At 74.4% G+C, this 21,694-nt stretch carries 17 protein-coding genes; 5 read left to right on the forward strand and 12 right to left on the reverse strand.

Annotated features, from left to right (window positions below; genetic code table 11):
- Positions 1-140: 140 nt before the first annotated feature.
- From nirD to TU30_RS20915, 3 genes are read right to left on the reverse strand one after another with little or no spacing between them, the layout of a single operon-like run.
- Positions 141-491, reverse strand: coding sequence for a nitrite reductase small subunit NirD (nirD, locus tag TU30_RS20905; protein ID WP_042172148.1), 351 nt, complete (start codon positions 489-491; stop codon positions 141-143).
- The gene (nirB, locus tag TU30_RS20910; protein WP_042172150.1) at positions 488-3,106 is read right to left on the reverse strand and encodes a nitrite reductase large subunit NirB; all 2,619 of its coding nucleotides are present in this window, start codon (positions 3,104-3,106) and stop codon (positions 488-490) included. Before nirB ends, nirD begins: the two co-directional genes overlap by 4 nt.
- A complete protein-coding gene (locus TU30_RS20915) occupies positions 3,106-4,332 on the reverse strand; it encodes an NAD(P)/FAD-dependent oxidoreductase (RefSeq protein WP_042172152.1) in 1,227 nt (408 codons plus the stop codon). The genes nirB and TU30_RS20915 overlap by 1 nt, the downstream gene beginning before the upstream one ends.
- 252 nt (positions 4,333-4,584) lie before the next feature.
- Here TU30_RS20915 and TU30_RS20920 point away from each other — a divergent pair, with 252 nt between their 5' ends.
- Positions 4,585-5,367 carry a sulfite exporter TauE/SafE family protein gene (locus tag TU30_RS20920; RefSeq protein ID WP_042172155.1) on the forward strand — a complete coding sequence of 261 codons (783 nt, stop codon included), beginning with the start codon at positions 4,585-4,587 and terminating at the stop codon, positions 5,365-5,367.
- Between the two features lie 308 nt (positions 5,368-5,675).
- Here TU30_RS20920 and TU30_RS34365 read toward each other — a convergent pair whose 3' ends face one another.
- The 5 genes from TU30_RS34365 to TU30_RS20945 all read right to left on the reverse strand — a co-directional run bounded on the left by TU30_RS34365 (position 5,676) and on the right by TU30_RS20945 (position 9,004).
- Positions 5,676-6,086 carry a hypothetical protein gene (locus tag TU30_RS34365; protein ID WP_234307927.1) on the reverse strand — a complete coding sequence of 137 codons (411 nt, stop codon included), beginning with the start codon at positions 6,084-6,086 and terminating at the stop codon, positions 5,676-5,678.
- Positions 6,087-6,123: 37 nt separating this feature from the next.
- Positions 6,124-6,519: a hypothetical protein gene (locus TU30_RS37460; protein WP_234307928.1), complete on the reverse strand. Its 396-nt coding sequence runs from the start codon at positions 6,517-6,519 to the stop codon at positions 6,124-6,126.
- A 66-nt stretch (positions 6,520-6,585) separates the two neighbouring features.
- Positions 6,586-6,936 (reverse strand): pyridoxal phosphate-dependent aminotransferase, encoded by a 351-nt coding sequence (locus tag TU30_RS37465; RefSeq protein ID WP_234307929.1) that lies wholly within the window; start codon positions 6,934-6,936, stop codon positions 6,586-6,588.
- Positions 6,937-7,030: 94 nt separating this feature from the next.
- The gene (locus tag TU30_RS20940; protein ID WP_042172161.1) at positions 7,031-8,293 is read right to left on the reverse strand and encodes an MFS transporter; all 1,263 of its coding nucleotides are present in this window, start codon (positions 8,291-8,293) and stop codon (positions 7,031-7,033) included.
- A gap of 111 nt (positions 8,294-8,404) precedes the next feature.
- Positions 8,405-9,004 carry an SDR family NAD(P)-dependent oxidoreductase gene (locus TU30_RS20945; protein ID WP_042172163.1) on the reverse strand — a complete coding sequence of 200 codons (600 nt, stop codon included), beginning with the start codon at positions 9,002-9,004 and terminating at the stop codon, positions 8,405-8,407.
- Positions 9,005-9,184: 180 nt separating this feature from the next.
- On the opposite strand from TU30_RS20945, the gene TU30_RS20950 reads away from it, so the two are divergent.
- Positions 9,185-12,544: a BTAD domain-containing putative transcriptional regulator gene (locus tag TU30_RS20950; RefSeq protein WP_052479872.1), complete on the forward strand. Its 3,360-nt coding sequence runs from the start codon at positions 9,185-9,187 to the stop codon at positions 12,542-12,544.
- Between the two features lie 124 nt (positions 12,545-12,668).
- On the opposite strand, the gene TU30_RS20955 is transcribed toward TU30_RS20950, so the two are convergent.
- From TU30_RS20955 to TU30_RS20970, 4 genes are all read right to left on the reverse strand, one after another.
- Positions 12,669-13,325, reverse strand: coding sequence for a class F sortase (locus TU30_RS20955; protein WP_042172165.1), 657 nt, complete (start codon positions 13,323-13,325; stop codon positions 12,669-12,671).
- 149 nt (positions 13,326-13,474) lie between these two features.
- Complete coding sequence (locus tag TU30_RS20960) at positions 13,475-14,065, reverse strand: hypothetical protein (protein ID WP_042172168.1); 591 nt, start codon at positions 14,063-14,065, stop codon at positions 13,475-13,477.
- Between the two features lie 290 nt (positions 14,066-14,355).
- Positions 14,356-16,494 carry a molybdopterin oxidoreductase family protein gene (locus tag TU30_RS20965; protein ID WP_042172289.1) on the reverse strand — a complete coding sequence of 713 codons (2,139 nt, stop codon included), beginning with the start codon at positions 16,492-16,494 and terminating at the stop codon, positions 14,356-14,358.
- A 325-nt stretch (positions 16,495-16,819) separates the two neighbouring features.
- Positions 16,820-17,569 carry a vancomycin high temperature exclusion protein gene (locus tag TU30_RS20970; protein ID WP_042172170.1) on the reverse strand — a complete coding sequence of 250 codons (750 nt, stop codon included), beginning with the start codon at positions 17,567-17,569 and terminating at the stop codon, positions 16,820-16,822.
- A gap of 225 nt (positions 17,570-17,794) precedes the next feature.
- Here TU30_RS20970 and TU30_RS20975 point away from each other — a divergent pair, with 225 nt between their 5' ends.
- The 3 genes from TU30_RS20975 to TU30_RS20985 all read left to right on the forward strand — a co-directional run bounded on the left by TU30_RS20975 (position 17,795) and on the right by TU30_RS20985 (position 21,568).
- On the forward strand, positions 17,795-18,625 hold the full coding sequence (locus TU30_RS20975; protein WP_042172172.1) for a sirohydrochlorin chelatase: 831 nt from the start codon (positions 17,795-17,797) through the stop codon (positions 18,623-18,625).
- Positions 18,626-18,803: 178 nt separating this feature from the next.
- On the forward strand, positions 18,804-20,150 hold the full coding sequence (locus tag TU30_RS20980; RefSeq protein WP_042172174.1) for a deoxyguanosinetriphosphate triphosphohydrolase: 1,347 nt from the start codon (positions 18,804-18,806) through the stop codon (positions 20,148-20,150).
- A 152-nt stretch (positions 20,151-20,302) separates the two neighbouring features.
- Positions 20,303-21,568: an NAD(P)/FAD-dependent oxidoreductase gene (locus tag TU30_RS20985; RefSeq protein ID WP_042172176.1), complete on the forward strand. Its 1,266-nt coding sequence runs from the start codon at positions 20,303-20,305 to the stop codon at positions 21,566-21,568.
- Positions 21,569-21,694: the final 126 nt, after the last annotated feature.

The following is a 21,694-nucleotide window of genomic DNA, read 5'->3' on the forward strand; positions in this document are numbered from 1 at the left end:
CTCCTGGAGGTGCCGTGAACCGTCCCGCCACCGGCCGGTGACGGGGACGTGCGGTCACGGACCCTACGGGTGCGCCATGGACACATCATGACCGCAGGTGTGCCGGGGGGTGACCATCCCGAGTGCCGACCCTTATCCGCTCACGCAGCCTTGACCTCGTACGTCGTCAGCCGGACCGTGTCGTCGTCCAGGCACTGGCCCGTCTCCAGGTCGAAGCGCTGCTTGAGCAGCGGGGAGGCGACGAACGGGCGGCCCCGGTGGGTGCCGGTCAGGCCGCGGGAGAGGACCGCCGCGCCGGTGAAGGGGTCGCGGTTGTCGACGGCGTACAGGCCGCCGTCGCGATCGGTGAAGACGGCGACCTGCCGGCCGTCGGGCAGCAGGGCCGCCACGCCGCGGCCCGGGACCAGTGTGCTCAGGTCGCAGACCGTGAACCAGGCGTCGGTCAGCTGGAGTCGGACCTTCAGGTCGGTGGTCTCGAGGGCCAGGGTCATCGCTGGGCGCTCCCTTCCAGGGCGGCTTCCATGGACTGTGCGGGTCGCATGCCGATGTTCAGCAGGGGCAGGTCGGGCTTCATCTGGTCGCGTTCGGGGACGAAGCCGACCACCGGGTCCGGGGTGTCGGGGGCGTTGACGAAGGACACGAACCGGGAGAGCTTCTCGGGGTCGTTGATGGTCTCGGCCCACTCGTCGCGGTAGTACGCGACGTGGGCGGACATCAGGGACTCCAGCTCGTCGCAGATGCCGAGCGAGTCGTGTACGACGACGTCCCGCACGTGGTCCAGGCCGCCCGGGATCCGGTCCAGCCAGGTCGAGGTGCGCTCCAGGCGGTCGGCGGTGCGGATGTAGAACATCAGGAACCGGTCGATCAGGCGCACCAGTTCGGCGTCCGAGAGGTCCTGTGCGAGCAGGTCGGCGTGGCGCGGGGTGGCGCCGCCGTTGCCGCCGACGTACAGGTTCCAGCCGCCCACGGTGGCGATGACGCCGAAGTCCTTCGACCGGGCCTCGGCGCACTCGCGCTGGCAGCCGGAGACCGCCGACTTCAGCTTGTGGGGGGAGCGCAGGCCCCGGTAGCGCAGCTCCAGGTCGATCGCCATGCGCACCGAGTCCTGCACGCCGTAGCGGCACCAGGTCTGCCCGACGCAGGACTTCACCGTGCGCAGCGACTTGCCGTACGCGTGGCCGGACTCGAAGCCGGCGTCCACCAGGCGGGCCCAGATGACCGGGAGCTGCTCGACACGGGCACCGAACATGTCGATGCGCTGGCCGCCGGTGATCTTCGTGTAGAGGCCGAAGTCGCGGGCGATCTCGCCGATCACGATCAGCTTCTCCGGGGCGATCTCGCCGCCGGGGATGCGGGGGACGACCGAATACGATCCGTTCTTCTGCAGGTTGGCGAGGAAGTGGTCGTTGGTGTCCTGGAGGGCGGCCTGTTCGCCGTCCAGGACGTAGCCGCTCGCGCCGATCGTCGGGGCCAGCGAGGCGATGATCGAGCCGACCGTCGGCTTGCAGACCTCGCAGCCGTCGCCGCCCCGGGCGTCCTCGCGGCCGTGCCGGTCCAGCAGGTCCCGGTGGGAGGTGACGCGCAGGGCGTGGACGATCTCGTACAGCTCCTCGCGGGTCTGCGAGAAGCAGCCGCACAGGCCCTTGTCGACCTCGATGCCGCCCGCCTCCAGCTCGGCGTTGACCAGCTGGCCGAGCACCTTCACGCAACTGCCGCAGCCGGTACCGGCCTTGGTGCACTTCTTCACCTCGGGCACGGTGGTGCAGCTGCGCTCGGTGACCGCGTTGCGGATGGTGCCCTTGGTGACGTTGTGGCAGGAGCAGACGACCGCCTCGTCCGGCAGCGCGGACGGGCCGAGCTGGGCGGGGGCGCCGGCCCCGGCGGGCAGGACCAGGGACTCGGGGGAGACGGGCGGGACCGAGCCGGTGAAGGCCTTCAGCGTGCCGTACGCCTCCGCGTCGCCGATCAGGATGCCGCCGAGCAGCGTGCCGTCGCTGCCGATGACCAGCTTCTTGTACAGGCCGGCGCGGGAGTCGGAGTAGACGACGTCCAGGCAGTCGGCGGTGGCGCCGTGCGCGTCGCCGAAGGACGCCACGTCCACGCCGAGCAGCTTCAGCTTGGTCGACAAATCGGCGCCGGTGAACGACGCCTCGTCGGCGGCGATCGTCGCGGCGGCGGTCTGCGCCTGCTCGTAGCCGGGGGCGACCAGACCGTACACCCGGCCGTCGGCGGCCAGCGCGCACTCGCCGATCGCGAAGACGTGCGGGTCGGTGAGCGTGCGGCACTGCTCGTCCACGGCGATGCCGCCGCGCTCGCCGACCTCCAGCCCCGACGCGCGGGCGAGCTGGTCGCGGGGGCGGACACCGGCGGAGAACACCACCATGTCGGTGGCGAGTTCGGAGCCGTCGGACAGCTTCATGCCGGTGACCGCGCCGTCCCCGCCGACCACGATCTCCTGCGTGCCGGTGCCGGTGTGCACGGCCAGGCCCATGTTCTCGACGGTCCGCAGCAGCGCGCTGCCGCCGCCGTCGTCGACCTGCACCGGCATCAGGCGCGGCGCGAACTCCACGATGTGCGTGGTCAGTCCGAGTCCCTTGAGGGCGCCCGCCGCTTCCAGGCCGAGCAGCCCGCCGCCGACCACCGCGCCCACGGTGGCCCTGCTCTTCGCGTACTCCTCGATCGCGAGCAGGTCCTCGATGGTGCGGTAGACGAAGCAGCCGGCCGCGTCCTTGTTCGGCACCGGCGGCACGAACGGGTAGGAGCCGGTGGCCAGCACCAGGACGTCGTAGTCGACGGCCAGCCCCGAGCGGGCGGTGACCCTGCGGGCCTCGCGGTCGACCGTCTCGGCCGGGTCGCCGATGTGCAGCTCGATGCCGTGTTCCTCGAGGAACGCCAGGTCCGTCATGGACAGGTCCTCGGCGGTACGCCCCGAGAAGTACGAGGTGAGCTGGACGCGGTCGTACGCCGGACGCGGTTCCTCGCACAGCACGACCACGCGGTGCGTGGCGGTCAGGCCGCGCTCGGCGAGCGCCTCCAGGAAACGCTGGCCGACCATGCCGTGGCCGACGAGCACGATCGTGGGGGTGGGCCCCGGGGTGGCGGTCATCAGGAGCCTCCGTCGTTGGTGAGCAGGTGGAGCAGGGGGCCGCCGTCGGAGGGGAGCGGCTCTGCTCCCTCCCACGCGCGGGCGAGCGCGCCGACCGTGCCGAGTTCGCCGACCAGGACCCCGCCGATCAGCCGGTCGCCGCGGACGACGACCTTGCGGTAGGTGCCCCGGGTGGCGTCGGTGAGCTGGACGACGTCGTCGCCGGGCAGCGCCTCGGTCTCGCCGAACGCGGCGAGGTCGAACGGGCTGTCGGGCCCCGTGAGGGTGAGCCGGGTCAGGGAACGGGTGCCGGTGTAGCGGGCGTCCGCGTCCCCGGCGAGCAGGGCGGCCAGTGCCTCGGCCTGCTCCAGCGCCGGGGCGGCCAGTCCGTACACCGTGCCGGCGTGCTGGACGCAGTCGCCGACGGCGTGGATGCGGGGGTCACTGGTGCGCAGCTCGTCGTCGACGACGATGCCCTTGCGGACCTCCAGGCCGGCCGCCTGGGCGAGCCCCACCCGCGGGTGCACCCCGCAGGCCAGGACGACCGGGTCGGCGTCGAGCGCGTACCCGTCGGCCATCTCGACCGAGCGGACCGCGCCGGCGACGCAGCGCACGTCCCGCACCCGGCACTCGGTGTGCACCTCCACGCCGAGGTCCGTCAGGTGCCGCCGGACGAGCCGGGAGGCCGCCGGGTCGAGCTGGCGTTCCATGAGCCGCTCGGACTGCTGGGCGAGGACGACCTGCGCGCCGCGCACGGCGAGCGCGCGGGCCGCGGACACGCCGAGCAGTCCGCCGCCGATGACGACGGCCCGCGCCCCCGGACGTACCGCCTTGGCCAGGCCCAGGCAGTCGTCCATGGTGCGGAACGCGTGCACGCCCTCGGGCAGCGCGTGGTCCTCGGTGAACAGCCCGCGCAGCGGTGGCAGCACCGGGTTGGAGCCGGTGGCCAGGACGAGCCGGTCGTAGCCGATCCCGGTGCCGTCCGCGCAGACGACGGTGCGTGCCGCGCGGTCGATGCCGGTGACCCGGCCGCGGGTCAGCACCGTCGGCGCCGCCGGGGCGGGGAGGGCGATCAGCTCGGGGCTGTAGCGTCCGGCCAGCACCTCGGCGAGCAGCACCCTGTTGTACGGGCGGTGCTCCTCCTCGCCGACCAGCGTCACCGGTGTGCCGAGCCCGCCGAGCCGCCGGGCGAGTGTCACGCCCGCCAGGCCGGTGCCGATCACCACCACACGCTCGTTCGAGGTCATGTCCCTGAGCGTGCGGTGCGGGTGTTACCCGGCGGCATCACGTCTGTTTCCCGCGCGGAACGCTGCCCTCAGCGGGGACGGGGGGTGGGTGTGAGGGTTCGGAGCGCCGGGCCGGGGCGGCGGTGAGGAGGCGCCGACGGGGAGGCGGGGGTGATGCCGGGGTGATGCGGGGCGGCACTGTGACGACGCTCAACCTCAGGAAAAGCTCATCTTGATGGACGGCACAACTACCCGCTCCCTAGGGTCACGCCCATGCCCGACATTTCGCTGACCACGGTCGTTCTCCTCTGCCTCGCGGCGCTCGCCGCCGGCTGGATCGACGCCGTGGTCGGCGGCGGCGGGCTCCTGCTCCTGCCCGCGCTGCTGCTCGGCCTGCCCGCCGGCACGCCCGCCGCGCACGCGCTCGGTACCAACAAGGCGGTCGCCATCGTCGGCACCACCGGCGCGGCGGTGACCTTCGCCCGCAAGGCACCCGTCGACGTACGGACCGCCGTACGCATCGGTCTCGCCGCCCTCGCCGGATCGTCGGGCGGGGCCTTCCTCGCCGCGGGGATGAGCACCGAGGTCCTCAAGCCGGTGATCATGGTGGTGCTGCTCGCGGTGGCCGCCTTCGTCATCCTCCGGCCCGGCTTCGGCACCGCGCCGCAGCCCGGCCCGGTCTCCCGCCGCCGCGTCCTCGCCGCGATCGGCTTCGGCGGCCTGGGCATCGGCTTCTACGACGGCCTCATCGGCCCCGGCACCGGTACGTTCCTGGTCCTGGCCCTCACCGCCCTGCTCCACCTCGACCTCGTCACCGCGTCCGCCACCGCGAAGATCGTCAACTGCTGCACCAACGCCGGCGCGCTGGCGATGTTCGCCTGGCAGGGCGCGGTGCTGTGGCAGCTGGCGGGCCTGATGGCCGTGTTCAACCTGGCGGGCGGCACCCTCGGCGCCCACACGGCCCTGAAGAAGGGCAGCGGCTTCGTCCGCATCGTCCTGCTGGTGGTCGTCTTCGCCCTGGTGGCGAACATGGCGTACGAGCAGTGGCTGGCCTGAGTGCCGCACCCGGTGATCGGCCCGGCTGACGTGATCCCTTCGGACGGGCCGGGCTCCAGCGCCGTTCCGTGACGCGAGCGGCCGGTACCGGGGAGCGCCGCGGAGCAGGACGACGCCCGCCCGGGCACCGGCCGACGACCTCCGCACACAGATCGTCGACATGCGGGGCCGGCTGCGGGAGGCCGGGACCCGCCTCGAACACCTCGCGACCGTCCAGAAGACCATCACCGCACCCGCTGACCGCCTCCCGGCCCGGGCCTCCGCGCCCGACCTGCCCGAGCACCCGGACCCCCGCGTCCTCGCCTTCCTCAACGGGGCCGCCGGCCCCCTTCGGGCCCGCGACATCTGCGAAGCCCCCGACCACGAACTGATGCCGAAGGACATCGAAGGCACCCGCGCCAAACTGAAACGCCCCACTTCTTCTTGTGCGTGCCCATGAAACCGCTCAGCAGCGCATGGCCCGTGGCCGTCGGCAGCAACGGAGGCAGCAGCCGCGTCTCCGGTTCCCCGGCGGTGACGACGACGGTCTCCGCACCCTCGGTGAGGGCGGACCGCAAGGCCTCCTCCGAGCCGTCCGTGGCGATGAAGGCGGCCGCGACCTGGCCGTCCTGCACCCGGTACAGGGTCTGCCGCGCGCCGCCCTCGGGGCGGCCGAAACCGATGTGGCGTTCGCCGTCGTACATGGCCTCGAAGAGGACGGGGAGGTGAGGGTGGGACATGGGTGACTCCTCCATTGCGTAGGTGGGTTGGGGTGAATCAGGAGTGAGGGGCGAGGGTGGTGGGCACGTCCGCGCCCGTGAGGTCGGCCAGGATCTCGCCGACCCGGTCGACCGCCTCCCGTATCCACGGCAGGGTGAGCGGGTCCGCCGCCTCCAGCGCAGCCGTGCGCCGTTCGTCGGTGTCGCCGTAGAAGTGGCTGGTGGCCGCCCGGATCCGCAGAGGGCGGCCGGACTCCCCGAACGCGCTCGCGGGCAGTACGCCGACCCCGTAACGCTCCGAGAGCAGCCCGGCCAGGGCGTCGCCGTCGTGCACGCCGTGCGTGACGGCCAGGTGCTCCCGCAGGGGTTCGAAGGCCGGGTAGAGGTAGCAGGTCGCGGCGACGGGGGCCGGCTCCGCGCCCACGGCGGTGAAGCGGGCGGCGACTGCGCGCACCACCTTCTCGTGCAGCCGCCGGCTCGCCGCGATGCGCTCGGTGACCTCCGGCGGCTCCCCGAACGCCTACGCGGCCGCCGTCTGCACCGGCGCGGGCGGGCTGGACCAGATCTGGCTGGCGACCGCGACGAGCCGGGTGTGCAAGGCGCGCCCCGGTTCGCTGTCGGGCAGCCGGGCCGCTCCTGTACGCCAGCCACCGAGCGCCAGGTTCTTGGTGAGACCGGTGGTGACAACGGTCAGCTCGGGCGCCTGCAGGGCCGGGGAGACGGCCGGCTCGGAGGTGTCGTACACCAGGTCGCAGTAGATCTCGTCGGAGACGATGACGAGGTCCAGTTCACGGGCCGCCTCCGCCAGCCGCCGTACGGTGGCGGCCGAGGCGACCGCGCCGGTCGGGTTGTCCGGCACGGTCACGACCACGGCCCGGGGGTTCTGCCCGGCGGCCCGGGCATCGGCGACCGCGCTGCGCGGGCCCGATGCTCGGCATCGGGCCCGCGCGGAACTGTGGCTGCGGTCAGGCCGGGTCAGGTGCCGCGCCGTGGGCCGGGGCCACCGGCCGCTGGGCGGGGAAGCCCGCCTGCCGGGCGTACAGCACGACCGCGATCACCGGCAGCAGAAGCAGCAGAACCGTCCAGGGGAAGGACTCGCTGCCGACCACGTCGAGCAGGATGCCGCCGACGATGCCGCCGCCCGCCATCGCGACGTTCCAGAGCGTGACGAGCATCGCCTGCGCCGCGTCGGCGGACTCGCCGCCCGCGTCACCGACGGCAGTCTGCAGCAGGGTGGGCACGCCGCCCCAGCCCAGACCCCACAGCACCGCGGCGACGTAGACGAGGGCGGTGGTGTCGGAAAGGACGGCCAGGAGCAGCGAGGCGACGGCGACGAGCAGGGCGCCGCCGACGGTGAGGCCACGCAGCCGCCGGTTGATCTGCGCGCCGACGATCCAGATGCTCGCCAGCGAGGCGGTGCCGAAGACCAGGAGGATCAGGCCGGTGGAGCCGCCCAGTCCCAGGTCCTCGAGATACGTGGCGATGTACGCGTACAGGATGGTGTGGGCCAGCACGAAGACCAGCGTGACGAAGAGGACCGGGGACACACCCGGGATACGCAGGGTACGCAGCATCTTCGGCCGCTCGCCGCGCCCCTGGCCGGCGAAGTCCGGTACGGCCGCGAAGATCCACACCAGGAGCACGACCGTGAGGGCGGTCATCGACAGGAACGCCACCCGCCAGCCGAGCCAGTCACCGAGGAAGGTACCGGCGGGCACGCCGAGGGAGAGCGCGACGGGGATACCGGCCATGGCGATGGCCATCGCCTTGCCCTGGAGGTGCACGGGGGCCATACGGCGGGCGTATCCGGCGAGCAGGGCCCAGGCGAGACCGGCGGCCACACCGGCGACGAAACGCGCCACCATCGTCAGCTCGTAGACGGACGACACGGCCGTCACGGTGTTGGCGAGGGCGAAGCCGCCCATGGCCGTGAGGAGCAGCCTCTTGCGCCGCCAGCCCGCGGTGGCCGCGGTGAGCGGGATCGCGGTCAGGGCGGTGCCGATCGCGTAGATCGTGACCGTCTGGCCGGTCGCGGACTCGCTGACCCGCAGGTCCTGGCTCATCGCGGGCAGCAGGCCGGCGGGGAGGGTCTCGGTGAGACTGGTGATGAAGACGGCGGTGGCGAGGGCGAGCAGGGCGAACAGCGGAAGCTTCTGCTGTTCGTCGCCTCCGCTCTTCGGGTCCGGGGCCGCAGCGGCGGCGGGCGCCGTGTCGGGTGCGGTGCTCATGGGGTGCGCTCCAGGTTTCCGTAAGGGGGGTGCGGGATGTGGGGCGGACGCCGGGGTCTCGCGAGGACGGTGGAGGCCGGGCGGCGAAGGCGGTGGTGCGGGGCGGCTGGTTCACGGGTGGCCGAGCCCGCCGTCGACGGGGAGTCTGGCCCCCGTGGTGAACGTCGCCTCCGTGGCCAGGAACAGCGCGGCCCGGGCCACCTCTTCGGCGGCGCCGAGGCGGCCGAGCGGCGGCAGGGGCACGGCACCGGAGCCCGGCGCCTCGATACAGCCCGGGGCCACCGCGTTGACGCGGATGCCCCGGGAGACGAGTTCGGCGGCGAGCGCGGTCACGGCGTCGGGGCACGGGGTGGGGGCGGTGAGCACGATCGCACCGCCGTCCTTGAGGTGCGGCAGCAGGGGCCGGGCGGTGGGAACGGCATCGGCGAAGAAGAAATCGGCGCCGCCCCCGGCGGCGCTCCTTGCGGTGCTCCCGGGTCCGGTGCCGGTTCGTGCGGTGAGGGCCTGTGCGGTGAGGGCGGTCTCGACGGCGGACGGGGCGACGACGCGGGCGGCGGAGCCGAGTTCGGCGACCGCGTGGGCGCGCTCCTCGTCGGTGCGGGCGGTCAGCAGGACCGTCGCCCCGCCCTCCACGGGACGCTTGGCGATGGCCAGGCCGATGCCGGTGGCCCCACCGACGACCAGGGCCTCTCTGCGCGCGTACTTGGTCATGGTTGCCGCTCCCTCCAGGGGTGCCCGTTCCTCGCCGGTGCCGCGGTGCCACCCGCGTGGACGACTCTGTGCCCGGGCGCTTCGGGGAACCTTCGGGAAACCTTCGGAACGGCTGACGGACGGGCCGGTGGTGCCCAGAGGCCCGAGGGCCGGTCCCCCCGGACATGTACGGTGGCGCCCATGCGGTTTGGGGTACTCGGGCCACTGGTGGTGTGGGACGGCGAGGGACGGGAAGCCAGAGTCCCCGAAGCCAAGGTCCGGGCCCTGCTGGCGGACCTGCTCGCGAACGACGGGGGACCGGTCTCCGCCGACCGTCTCATCCACGACCTGTGGGGCGACACTCCTCCGGGCAAGCCCGCGGGCGCCCTCCAGGCCAAGATCTCCCAGCTGCGCCGGGTCATCGGCCGGGACCGGGTGGTGCGCCAGCCCCCCGGCTACCGGCTGCGGCTCGACGGCGACGAGGTGGACGCCGCACGCTTTTGCGCCCTGGTGACCGAGGCACGCCCCGTCCAGGACCCCCGCGCCCGGGCCGCGCTGCTCACCGAGGCCCTGGAGCTGTGGCGGGGGCCGGCGTACGCGGACTTCGCGGACGGCCCTTTCGCACGGGGGGTCGCCCAGCGGCTCACGGAACAGCGGCTGTCCGTACTGGAGGAGCAGGCACAGGCACGCCTCGAGGCGGGGGACCACGCGCTCCTCGTCGGGGAACTGACCGGCCTCGTGGCGCTCCACCCGCTGCGGGAACGCCTGCGTGCCGTTCAGATAAAGGCCCTGTACGCGGCGGGGCGCCAGAGCGAGGCACTCGCGTCGTACGACGACCTGCGCACCCGGCTCGGGGGGGAACTGGGGGTCGATCCGAGCCCCGAACTGACCACCCTGCACGGGGCGGTGCTGCGACAGGAGCCGGGGCTGAGCACGGGGGCGTACGGGGCTTCGGGAGGCGGGTCCGGGGCGGTGGTGGCGGACCTCGCACCCGCGGCGGAGACGGTGAGCACCGCAGCGGTCACCGCCCCGGCCCCGCACACGAACCTCCCCGTCCCCCTCACCCCCCTCGTCGGCCGCTGTCAGGCACTGGCCGACCTCTCGCAACTCCTCGCGGAAAAAAGGCTGGTGACCCTCACCGGTCCCGGCGGCGTAGGCAAGACCCGGCTGGCCGTGGCGGCGGCCACCGCCGAGCGGGACGGCGCTCAGGCAGGTGAACCGGCCGACGGAACATGGCTCGTCGAGTTCTCCGGCATCCGCGCCGGCACCTCCGCCGACCTGGCCCAGGTCGTCGCCGCCACCCTCGGCATCCGGGACGACGCCCCCCGCTCACTGCCGGACACCGGCCCTCCCACGCCCTCCTTGCCGCACCGCCTCGCCGCAGCCCTGCGCGACCGCCGCACCCTGCTGGTCCTGGACAACTGCGAGCACGTCGTCGACGCCGCCGCCGAACTCACCGAACTGCTCCTGCGCACTGCCCCAGGGCTGCGGGTCCTGGCCACCGGGCAGGAGCCGCTCGGCCTGGCGGGCGAGGCGATGTTCCTCGTCGAGCCCCTGCCGCCCGCCGACGCGGTCCGGATGTTCATGGAGCGTGCCGCCGCCGCGACCCCCGGCTTCCCGCGCGACCCACAGGCGCCGGACGAGCCCGAGCGCCGGGCCGTGGCCGAGATCTGCCGCCGGCTCGACGGCATCCCACTCGCGTTGGAGCTCGCCGCCACCCGGGTACGGGCCCTGGGAGTGAGGGAGCTGGCGGCCCGGCTCAACGACCGCTTCCGGGTGCTGACTTTCGGGCAGCGCGGCGCACCGGCCCGGCAGCAGACGCTGCGGGCGGTGATCGACTGGAGTTGGGAGCTGCTCAGCGCGCCCGAGCGCATCGTCCTGCGCCGCCTCGCCGCCCACAGCGACGGCTGCGACCTGGCCGCCGCCGAAGCGGTCTGCGCGGGTGACGGCGTCGCCCGGGAAGAGGTGCTCGACCTCGTCACCCGGTTGGTCGACCGGTCCCTGGTGGTCGTGGTGGACGGGCCCACCGGGCCCCGCTACCGGCTCCTGGAGTCCGTCGCCGCGTACGCGACCGAGCGGCTCCACGACATGGAGGACCTCACCGCCGTACGGGACCGTCATCTGCGCCACTACCGGGCCCTGGCCGAACATGCCGAGCCGCAGTTGCGCGGCGCCGGACAGCGGCCCTGGCTGGCCCGGCTGGACGCCGAGGCCGGGAACCTGCGTACGGCGCTCGACGAGGCGGTGCGCCGTGCGGGCGCGGGAGAGCCGGACGAGGCGGTCCGGCTGGCCACCGCCCTGGCCTGGTGGTGGCTGCTGCGCGGCCGCCTCACCGAGGCCCGCAGCAGCCTGGGAGCGGTGCTGGCCGTGACGTCCGCTTCCTTCGACCTTGCCGATCCCGGTCCCGCCGCCCCCGCTGAACTCGCCCTCCTCCACGCCGCCTTCGCACTGCTCACCGGGGATCACACCGCAGCCGCCACCCCGGAGGGCGGCCGCACCACGACAGCGGACAGCCGCGGCCTCATCGCGACCGGTGACGCCGTTCCCGACCCCGTGCGCCGGGCCCGTGCCCTGTGGCTCTGTGCGTACGGACTGTTCAGTGCGGGTGACGATGCCGAGGGCAGCGAGCTGAACACCCGCGCCCTCACCCTGTTCACCGCCGCGGAGGACCAGTGGGGCACCGCCGCCGCGCTCGGCCTGCGCGCGACGCTCGCGCTGGTCCGCGGCGACCTCGTCGGGCTCGGCCGTGACGGGCTGCGCAGCTCCCTGATCTTCTGCGAACTGGGCGACCGCTGGGGTGAGTTGCAAACCGTGTCCCCGCTCGCCGCACTCGCCGAGATCAAGGGTGCGTACGAGGACGCGGAGCGTCGCCAGTACGAAGGTCTGCGGATGGCCCGGGAGCTGGGTCTGGAGGCGGAGGTGTCCGCGCGGCTCTCCGGGCTCGGTCGGCTCGCGCTGCTCGCCCGCGACTGGGACCGTGCCCGCGGCCTGCACGAACAGGCGCGCCGGATCGCCGCCGAACAGGGTTACAAGTACGGCGAGATCCACTCCGAGATGGGCCTCGCCCTCGGCGCACGCCGCTCCGGCGACCTCGACGGAGCCGAGGCGCACCTGCTGCACATCCGCGACGGCTACGCCGATGTCTCCTCCCAGGCGGGCGACCACCTGCTCCTGGCCGAGCTCGGCTTCGTCGCCGAGCTGCGCGGCGACGCGCGCGGGGCGGCGGCCCACCACCTGGAGGGCCTGGAGATCGCCCGCGCCCTCGCGGAGCCCCGTGCCCTGGCCCTCTCCCTGGAGGGCCTCGCCGGTGCGGCCGCGCTGCCCGGTCACGGCCCCGCCGCCACCCGCGCGGCCGTCCTCCTGGGCGCGGCGGCGGCCACCCGCCGCCGGGCCGGAGCCCCGCTGCCGCCCGCCGAACGCGCCGACGTCGACCGCGTCACCGCGTCGGCACGGGCCGCGCTGGGCGAGGACGCGTTCACAAAGGCGTATGACCGTGGCACCCGGCTGACCGCCGAGGAGGCGGTCCGCCATGCCCGTACGGCACTCGACCCGGGACGCTGACCGGGCGGCGCCCTCCTGGACGTCGAGCGAGTACTCCCTGACGCCCAGGGGCACGGCGCTCAACGAGGCGCTGGAACCGCTGGGCGCGTGGGGGAGGGCGAATGTGCTGGGACCGTCCGAGGGCTCAGCGGCTGCCGGTGAGGTGGGCGTAGACGACGACGTTGCCCTGGTAGCCGGTGGTGCGTGAGTAGCCTCCGCCGCAGGTGATGATCCGCAGCTCCGGGCGCTCTGCCGCGCCGTACACCTTCCCGTCGGGGAAGTCCCGGGCGTCGTACACCTCGACGGCGTGCACGGTGAACACGGCGGTGGTGCCGTCGCGCCGGTCCACCTCGACGGTGCCGCCCCTGCGCAGGGCGCCCAGGGAGTAGAAGACGGCGGGGCCCTCGGCGTTGTCGACATGGCCCGCGACGACCGCGGTGCCGCTCTCGCCGGGTGTGGTGCCGGCCTCGTACCAGCCGGCCAGGTCCGGCCGCTCGGGCGGCGGCACGTCGAGGCTGCCGGTGCCCGTCAGGCCGAGGCCCGTCAGGGGGGCGTCCACACCGATCGCGGGGACGCGTATCCGGTCGGGCGGGGAGGGCGGCAGCGCGGCGGACGCCGGGACCTGCCCGGCACCGTGCCCCGGGCCCGTGGAGTGGGCCTGGGCGGCCGACGGCTGCGGCGGGGCGCTCGTGCCGGTTCCCGCGTGCAGCAGCCACAGGCCGCAGCACAGGGTGAGCGTGCTCACCGACGCTATGACCGTGTTGCCCGGTCTCCCGGTCGCCCGGCCGTACCTGCGTGGCATGCGGCGTATGCGGTATGTCCGGCGTATGCGGTGCATTGCTCACTGACCTCTCCAGCGTCGGCCCCGTGCCCCCTCCGGGCCGCGAGGGGCGTCGGACCCGGAGGGGGAGGGGATGCGGTACCGGCGGACGGGCGGCGGAGGGGCGCCCGTCAGATCCCGTCGCCTCTCGCCCGGCGATGCAGGAGCCAGGTACCGCCCGCGGCGGCGACGGCGAGAGCCGTCACGCCGGCCGCGGTCTGCGCGGGGTCGGTGCCCAGGGCGCCGCCGACCCCCGTCTTCACACTGCCCCGGGGGTACACCTGCTGCGCCGCGGGCGTCAGCCTGACCACCAGGTCACCGGTCACCCGCTGCCCGCCCGCCTCGCACGTCGCGACGATCTCGTACGTCCCCGGCTGCGCGCCCGGCGGCACCCGGAACCGGCCGGTCGAGTCCCGTCCGGCCGCGTCGGGACCGTCGTCGCGGGGTGCCAGCGTGAAACGGCCGGCGCCCACGGCGGTGGCATCGCCCGCGACCGTGTCGCCGTCGCCGCACGCCGAGGTGTCCACCGTCACCCGCGTGCCCGCCACGACCACGGACGGGCGCAGTTCCAGGCTCCTGGCCGGGTTTCCGGCCGGCCTGCCGTCGCCGTGGGGAGGTCCCGCGGGGGCGGTGTACGCGGCGGGCGCCGCGAACAGCCCCGCGGCGGCCACGGCGAGCGCGGGTCCGGTCAGGTTGGTCAGCCGCCGGGCGGTACCTCGCATCGATGCTCCCTCGGGCTCACGGAGGGGCCGCGCCCGCGGCACCCCCATGTGCCGCCGTCGGTCGCGTCCCCGCTAGTCCGAGGTAAAGGCCGACGGGCGCGGCCCGCTCCCTGAGGGAACGTCAGAAATGAGGTGAATGGGTGTCAGAAAGTTCCCGCCGAAGCCCCGCCCGTACCCGTTTCGGCAGGTCACCGCAGTGCCGCGGGCCCGGCCGGGGGAAAGAACCCGAAGGGTGCGCCACGCGCCGGTGAACGGGTGAGGCGGCGGGATACGGGTGGAGCGGCCGGAACTCAGGACCGCGCCGTCTCCACTTCCACCCGTACCGCGCACACCTTGAACTCCGGCATCCGCGACGTCGGGTCCAGGGCGGGGTTGGTGAGGGTGTTCGCGCGGCCCTCGCCCGCCCAGTGGAACGGCATGAACACGGTGTCGGGGCGGATCGCGGTGGTGATACGGGCCGGTGCCACCGCCCGGCCCCGCCGGGACACCACGGCCAGCGGATCGCCCTCGGCCGCGCCGAGCCGCTCCGCGAGCCGCGGGTGCAACTGCACGAACGGGCCGGGCGCGGCCGCGTTCAGCTCGTCGACGCGCCGGGTCTGCGCACCGGACTGGTACTGCGCCACTACCCGGCCGGTGGTCAGCAGCACGGGGTACTCGTCGTCGGGCTCCTCGGCGTTCGCGCGGTGCGCGACGGGCACGAACCGGGCCCGCCCGTCCTCGGTGGCGAACCGGTCGAGGAACAGCCGGGGGGTGCCGGGGTGCACGGCACCGTCCGCCGGCCCAGGTGCCTCCGACGGCGTGGGTCCGGGGGCCGGGCACGGCCAGAACACGCCGTTGTCCTCCGCGAGCCGCCGGTAACTGATCCCGGAGTAGTCGGCGGGCCCGCCCGCGCTCGCGCGGCGCAGCTCCTCGAAGACCTCCTCGGGATCGGTCGGGAACCTCTTCTGGGGGCTCGGCCCGGCGCCGAGCCGGGCGGCCAGCTCGTGCAGCACCTCGAGGTCGCTGCGCACGCCGTCCGGCGCGGGCAGCGCGCGCCGCCGCAGCAGGACCCTGCCCTCCAGGCTGGTCGTCGTGCCCGTCTCCTCCGCCCACTGCGTCACCGGCAGGACGACGTCGGCGAGCGCGGCCGTCTCCGACAGCACGACGTCGCACACCGCCAGGAAGTCCAGCGACCGGATGCGCTCCTCGACGTGCGCGGCGCGGGGCGCCGACACCACCGGGTTGGAGCCCATCAGCAGCAGCGAGCGGATGTCCCCGCCCAGCGCGTCCAGCAGCTCGTACGCGCTGCGCCCCGGGCCGGGCAGCGAGTCGGGGTCCACCCCCCAGACGCCGGCGACATGCGCGCGCGCCGCAGGGTCGGTCAGCTTGCGGTAGCCGGGCAACTGGTCGGCCTTCTGGCCGTGTTCGCGCCCGCCCTGCCCGTTGCCCTGACCGGTCAGGCAGCCGTACCCGGACAGCGGGCGGCCCGCCCGGCCGGTCGCCAGGCACAGGTTGATCCAGGCGCCCACGGTGTCGGTGCCCTTGGCCTGCTGCTCGGGCCCGCGGGCGGTGAGCACCATCGCCGCCTCCGGCTCGCAGAACAGCCGTACGGTCTCCCGAAGCCGGGGCACCGGCACGCCGGTGATCCGCTCCACGTACTCCGGCCAGTGCGCCATCGCCGCGGCCCGGGTCTCCTCCCAGCCGGCGGTGCGTTCTTGGATGTACGCCTCGTCGCTGCGGCCCTCGGCGACGACCAGGTGCAGCAGGCCCAGCGCCAGCGCGAGGTCGGTGCCGGGGCGGGGCGCCAGATGCAGATCGGCCAGCTCGGCGGTCTTCGTCCGGCGCGGGTCGACGACGATCAGCGTGCCGCCGTTCTCCTTCAGCTCGGCGAAGTAGCGCAGCGCCGGCGGCATGGTCTCCGCCGGGTTCGAGCCGACGAGGATCACGCAGCCGGTCCTCGGGACGTCCTCCAGCGGGAACGGCAGCCCCCGGTCCAGCCCGAACGCCTTGATGCCGGCGGCCGCCGCGGACGACATGCAGAAGCGGCCGTTGTAGTCGATCTGGGAGGTGCCCAGCACCACCCGCGCGAACTTCCCCAGCGCGTACGCCTTCTCGTTCGTCAGCCCGCCGCCGCCGAACACCCCGACCGCGTCCGCCCCGTGCTCACCGCGCGTACGGCCCAGCCCCTCGGCGATCCGGTCCAGCGCCTCGTCCCAGCCGGCGGGCACCAGCTCGCCACTCTCCCGTGACCGCACCAACGGCGAGGTCAGCCGCACGGCGGAGGACAGCACCGCCGGCGCCGTACGCCCCTTGCCGCACAGCGCGCCCCGGTTCACCGGGAAGTCCGCGCGCTCGCTCACCTCGACGGTCCCGTCCGGCGCGGGCGTCAGATTCATCCCGCACTGCAGGGCGCAGTACGGGCAGTGCGTGGACGTCACGGTGTTCTGCATACCGCCCAGCGTGCGCCGCACGTGTTACACACCGCACCGGCCCCTGTTACACGCCCGGTACGGCGACCTCCCCGGGGGCGGGGGAGCGCGGTGAGGCCGGGAGCGGGCCTCGGCCGGCTCCTTCCCGGTGAAGGCCCGTGCTCTTCCTGCCGGCGCAGCGGGTCGGCGCCGGGCAACTGGTGCCGCGGCTGACGGGCCACCGCTTCGGTGACGTACCCGGAGACGTTGCCGGTGGGTTCTCCCGGCTCGGCGGCCTGCTCGGCCGGGAGGGTGACCGTGACGCGTGTGGTGTCCGCCGTGGTGCGGGCATGCCGCAGTACGCGCGTTACGGCCGCGGTGTCGCCGACGGGGCACGGATGCCGTCGAGCGCCTGCTCCACCCCCGCCTCCCTCGGCCCGAGGAAGTGCGGGTCCGGTCGGAAGGCCGCGTCCAGGGCCGCCTTGCCCGCGGCGAGGATCTCGCGGGTGCCCCCGTAGTACCAGGTGACGTCGTGCCGGTCGTCGACGCCGACGCCGTACGAGGAGACGCCGGCCGCCTGGCACAGGGTGATCGCGCGCCGGATGTGGAAGCCCTGGCTGATCAGCACGGCCCGGTCCACGCCGAAGATCTTCTTCGCGCGCACGCACGAGTCCCAGGTGTCGAAGCCCGCGTAGTCGCTGACGATCCGCGCGTCGGGCACGCCGTGCCGGGTCAGATAGGCGCGCATCGCGTCCGGCTCGTCGTACTCCTCACGGCTGTTGTCGCCGGTGACCAGGACCACCCCGATCCTGCCCGCCCGGTACAGCTCGGCCGCCGCGTCCAGCCGGTGCGCGAGGTACGGCGACGGCTCCCCGTCCCACAGGCCCGCGCCGAAGACCACGGCGACGTCGGTGCGGGGCACGTCGGCGGTGGTGTGCAGCCGGCCCTCCGCCGCCAGACGCATCCACGTCGCCGGCAGCAGCGCCAGTACGCAGGCCACCATCCCCGCCTGCACCAGCCGCCGCCGGCCGGCCCGGGTGCGCGGCAGGCGAGGCGGACGCGGCCGGCGGAGCCATCGGGCCGCGCCCGCCCTCACACGGAGCAACAGATGAAGCATGAAACGGGCGCCCTCCCCGGTCGGTCCTCGACGTCGAAGACGCCCTCGCGCCTCCTACGGTTCAGCCGTCTGCTGTGATCAGCGGCACGGTACGGGGGTACCCGGGGGGTGAAGCCGCAGCTCGAACGGGCTCACACCGGGCGGGGGCCGTGCCGTGAACCGCCGGAAAACACCCGTCACGTCCGCGCAACGGGCAGGCAACGCCCCCCGGCGACGATCGGAGACATGACGGTGCACCCCACGACCTCGACCCCGGCCCCGCTCAGCAGCCGGCCGCCCGGGCACGGGGCGTCCGGCGGGAGCGGCCGGCGCCCTCCGTTCCCGCCACCCCCGGCCCTCGTCGTGGTGGCCCACGGCAGCCGTGATCCACGCGCGCTGAGCACCGTACGGGCGCTCCTGGACCGCGTCCGCGCGCTCCGCCCCGGTCTGCCGGTGCACCTCGGGCACATCGAGCTGAACGAGCCGCTCCTTCCCGACACCCTCGCCGGTCTGCACGCGCGGGGGACCGGTTCCGCCGTACTGGTGCCGCTGCTGTTCGGCCGCGGCTACCACGTCAAGCAGGACATCCCCGAGACGGCCGCCGCGTCGCCGCTGCCCACGCGCGTGGCCGCCCCGCTCGGCCCGCACCCGCTGCTCGTCGACGCGCTGCACGCCCGCCTGACGGAGGCCGGCTGGCGGACCCCGGCCGACGGGGCGACCCGCCGGGCGAGCGCGGTCGTGCTGGCCGCCGCCGGGTCCCGCGACCCCGAGTCGCGGACCGACACCGCCCGCACCGCCGACCTGCTCGCCCAGCGCCTCGGCGTCCCCGTGGTCCCCGCCTACGCCTCCACGGCCGCCCCCACTGTCTCCGAGGCCCTGCGCGCCCTCGCGGCCGAAGGCCGTCGCCGGGTGGCCGTCGCCTCCTGCTTCACCGCACCCGGCCGCTTCGCCACGGAGTGCGCGGCGGCCTCCCCCTGGGTCACCGCGGCCCCCCTCGGCACCCACCCCGCCATGGCCCGCCTCCTCCTCCACCGCTACACCCGGGCCCGCACGGCGCCCGTCCTGACTCCCGCATGACACGGAGGTCCACGACAGCGCCCCGTCCAGGGGTGCGCGGGGCCCGGCCCGGGACCAGGACAGCCCCGTACCCGCCGACTGCCCGTCCGGCCCCGCCCGGCGCCCCGCGCAGCCCGGCGCGGCGCGGCAGCCCTCCGTGCGTCCCTCGGCCGTCACCGCGTACCCGTAGTGTCGAGACATGGCAGGCACCAGCACCCCCACCGGCCCTCCGGCTCAGGCGCAGGCACACCCACGGCAGAACCACGCCCCGCCCCCCGGCTACGACCCGGGCTCGGCCGCCCGCTGGGCCGCCGAGCCCGACAAGCGTCCCGGGCGTACCGCCTTCCAGCGCGACCGCGCGCGCGTGCTGCATTCCTCGGCCCTGCGCCGCCTGGCCGGCAAGACGCAGGTCGTCACCCCCGGAGCGGCCAGCCCGGTCTGGGACGCCAGCCCCCGCACCCGCCTCACCCACTCCCTCGAATGCGCCCAGGTGGGCCGGGAACTCGGTGCCGCCCTCGGCTGCGACCCGGACCTCGTGGAGGCCGCCTGCCTCTCCCACGACCTGGGCCACCCGGCCTTCGGCCACAACGGCGAACAGGCGCTGAACCTGTTCGCCGAGGACTGCGGCGGCTTCGAGGGCAACGCCCAGTCGCTGCGCCTGCTCACCCGCATCGAACCCAAGCGGTTCCTCACCGACCCGGAGAGCGGCGACGTCGTCAGCGTCGGCCTCAACCTCACCCGCGCCACCCTCGACGCCGCCACCAAGTACCCCTGGGCGCGAGGGGCCCACCCCACCGACCCGGCCTCCCCGAAGTTCGGTGTCTACGAGGACGACCGCCCCGTCTTCGACTGGGTCCGCGAGGGTGCCCCCGAGGGCCGTACCTGCTTCGAGGCCCAGGTCATGGACTGGGCCGACGACGTCGCCTACTCGGTGCACGACGTGGAGGACGGCCTGCACGCCGGCCACATCGATCCCAACTGCCTGTACGCTGAGCCCGAACGGCAGGAGATCTTCGCCGTCGCCGTCGGCCGGTACGCCGGCGCGGGCACCGACCCGGCGGAACTCGCCGAGGCGCTCGACCGCCTCCTCGCCCAGGAGTGGTGGCCGCACGGCTACGACGGCACAGCGGTCGCCCAGGCCCGCCTCAAGGACGCCACCAGCCAGCTCATCGGCCGCTTCTGCCTCGCCGCCGAGGGCGCCACCCGGGAGGAGTTCGGCAGGGGCCGTCTCACCCGCTACGGAGCCGAGCTGGTCGTCCCCAGGGGCACCCGTACGGAGTGCGCCGTCCTCAAGGCGGTCGCCGACCGGTACGTCATGCAGCGCGCCGAGCAGGAACAGCTCCGCGCCGACCAGCGGATCGTCGTCCTCGAACTGGCCGAGGCGCTCACCGCCCGTGCCCCCGAAGGCCTGGACCCGCAGTTCCGCACCCTGTTCGCGCAGGCCCCGGACGACCGAGCCCGCAAGCGGGTGATCGTCGACCAGATCGCGTCCCTCACCGACGCCTCGGCCCGCTCGCTCCACGCCCGCCTCACTGGGCAGGCGTGAAGCAGACATGAGGGAGTACGGCACCGGGGGGCACCGGAGACGGGTGCTTGCCCGAAGGTGACCCTCCGTGGCCTGATCGGGTCACTCCCTCTTCCGGCATCACTCTGTGTGCGGGACGCTCGCACATGGCGGCACTCAAGAGGAGGCATCACGTGGTCGACGCGGATCAGACATTCGTCATCGTCGGAGGCGGCCTGGCGGGCGCGAAGGCGGCCGGGACGCTGCGGGCGGAGGGATTCACCGGCCGGGTCCTGCTGATCTGCGACGAACGGGACCGCCCGTACGAGCGGCCGCCGCTGTCCAAGGGCTTCCTGCTCGGCAAGGAGGAGCGCGACAGCGTCTTCGTGCACGAGCCCGCCTGGTACGCGCGCCACGACATCGAGCTGCACCTCGGCCAGACCGTCGACGCCGTCGACCGCGCCGCGAAGACCGTCCGCTTCGGCGAGGACGGCACCACCGTCCACTACGACAAACTGCTGCTGGCCAACGGCTCCGAGCCCCGCCGCCTGGACATCCCGGGGACGGACCTCGTCGGCGTCCACCACCTGCGCCGCCTCGCGCATGCCGAGCGGCTCAAGGGCGTCCTGGCCTCCCTCGGCCGGGACAACGGCCACCTGGTGATCGCCGGCGCCGGCTGGATCGGCCTGGAGGCCGCCGCGGCGGCCCGCGAGTACGGCGCGGAGGTCACCGTCGTCCACCGCGGACCCACCCCGCTGCACTCCGTCCTCGGCCCCGAGCTCGGCCAGCTCTTCGCCGACCTGCACAGCGGGCACGGCGTCCGCTTCCACTTCGGCGCCGCCCTCACCGGGATCACCGGCCAGGACGGCGTCGTCCTCGCCGCCCGCACCGACGACGGCGAGGAGCACCCGGCGCACGCGGTCCTCGCGGCGATCGGTGCCGCCCCGCGCACCGGCCTCGCCCGGGCGGCGGGCCTGGACCTCGCCGACCCCGCGGACGGCGGCGGCATCCGGGTCGACGAGCGGCTGTGCACCTCCGACCCCGACATCCACGCCGCCGGTGACGTCGCCTCCTTCCCGCACGCCCTCTTCGGCACCCGGCTGCGCGTCGAGCACTGGGCCAACGCCCTCAACGGCGGCCCGGCCGCGGCCCGCGCGATGCTCGGCCGGGAGGTCACCTACGACCGGGTCCCGTACTTCTTCAGCGACCAGTACGACCTGGGCATGGAGTACTCCGGCTGGGCCCCGCCCGGCTCCTACGACCAGGTCGTGATCCGGGGCGACGCGGGCAAGCGGGAGTTCGTCGCCTTCTGGGTGAAGGAGAGCAGGGTGCTGGCCGGCATGAACGTCAACGTGTGGGACGTCACCGCCCCGATCCAGCGGCTGATCACCTCCCGGACCCAGGTGGACACGGACTCCCTGGCGAACCCACGCGTCCCACTGGAAAGCCTGGTCCCCTGACGGCCGGCGGAGGCCGCGCGCCCCGACGGCCGGGGACACCGGCGCTCAGGCGTTCGGCCTCGGCCTCGTGGCCGCCGTCCGGCAGGACCGTGTGCCGTACCCCCCCCGGGCGGACACCCGCGCCCC

Origin of the sequence: Streptomyces sp. NBRC 110035 (genome assembly GCF_000829695.1) — a bacterium.
Classification (GTDB): Bacteria; Actinomycetota; Actinomycetes; order Streptomycetales; family Streptomycetaceae; genus Streptomyces.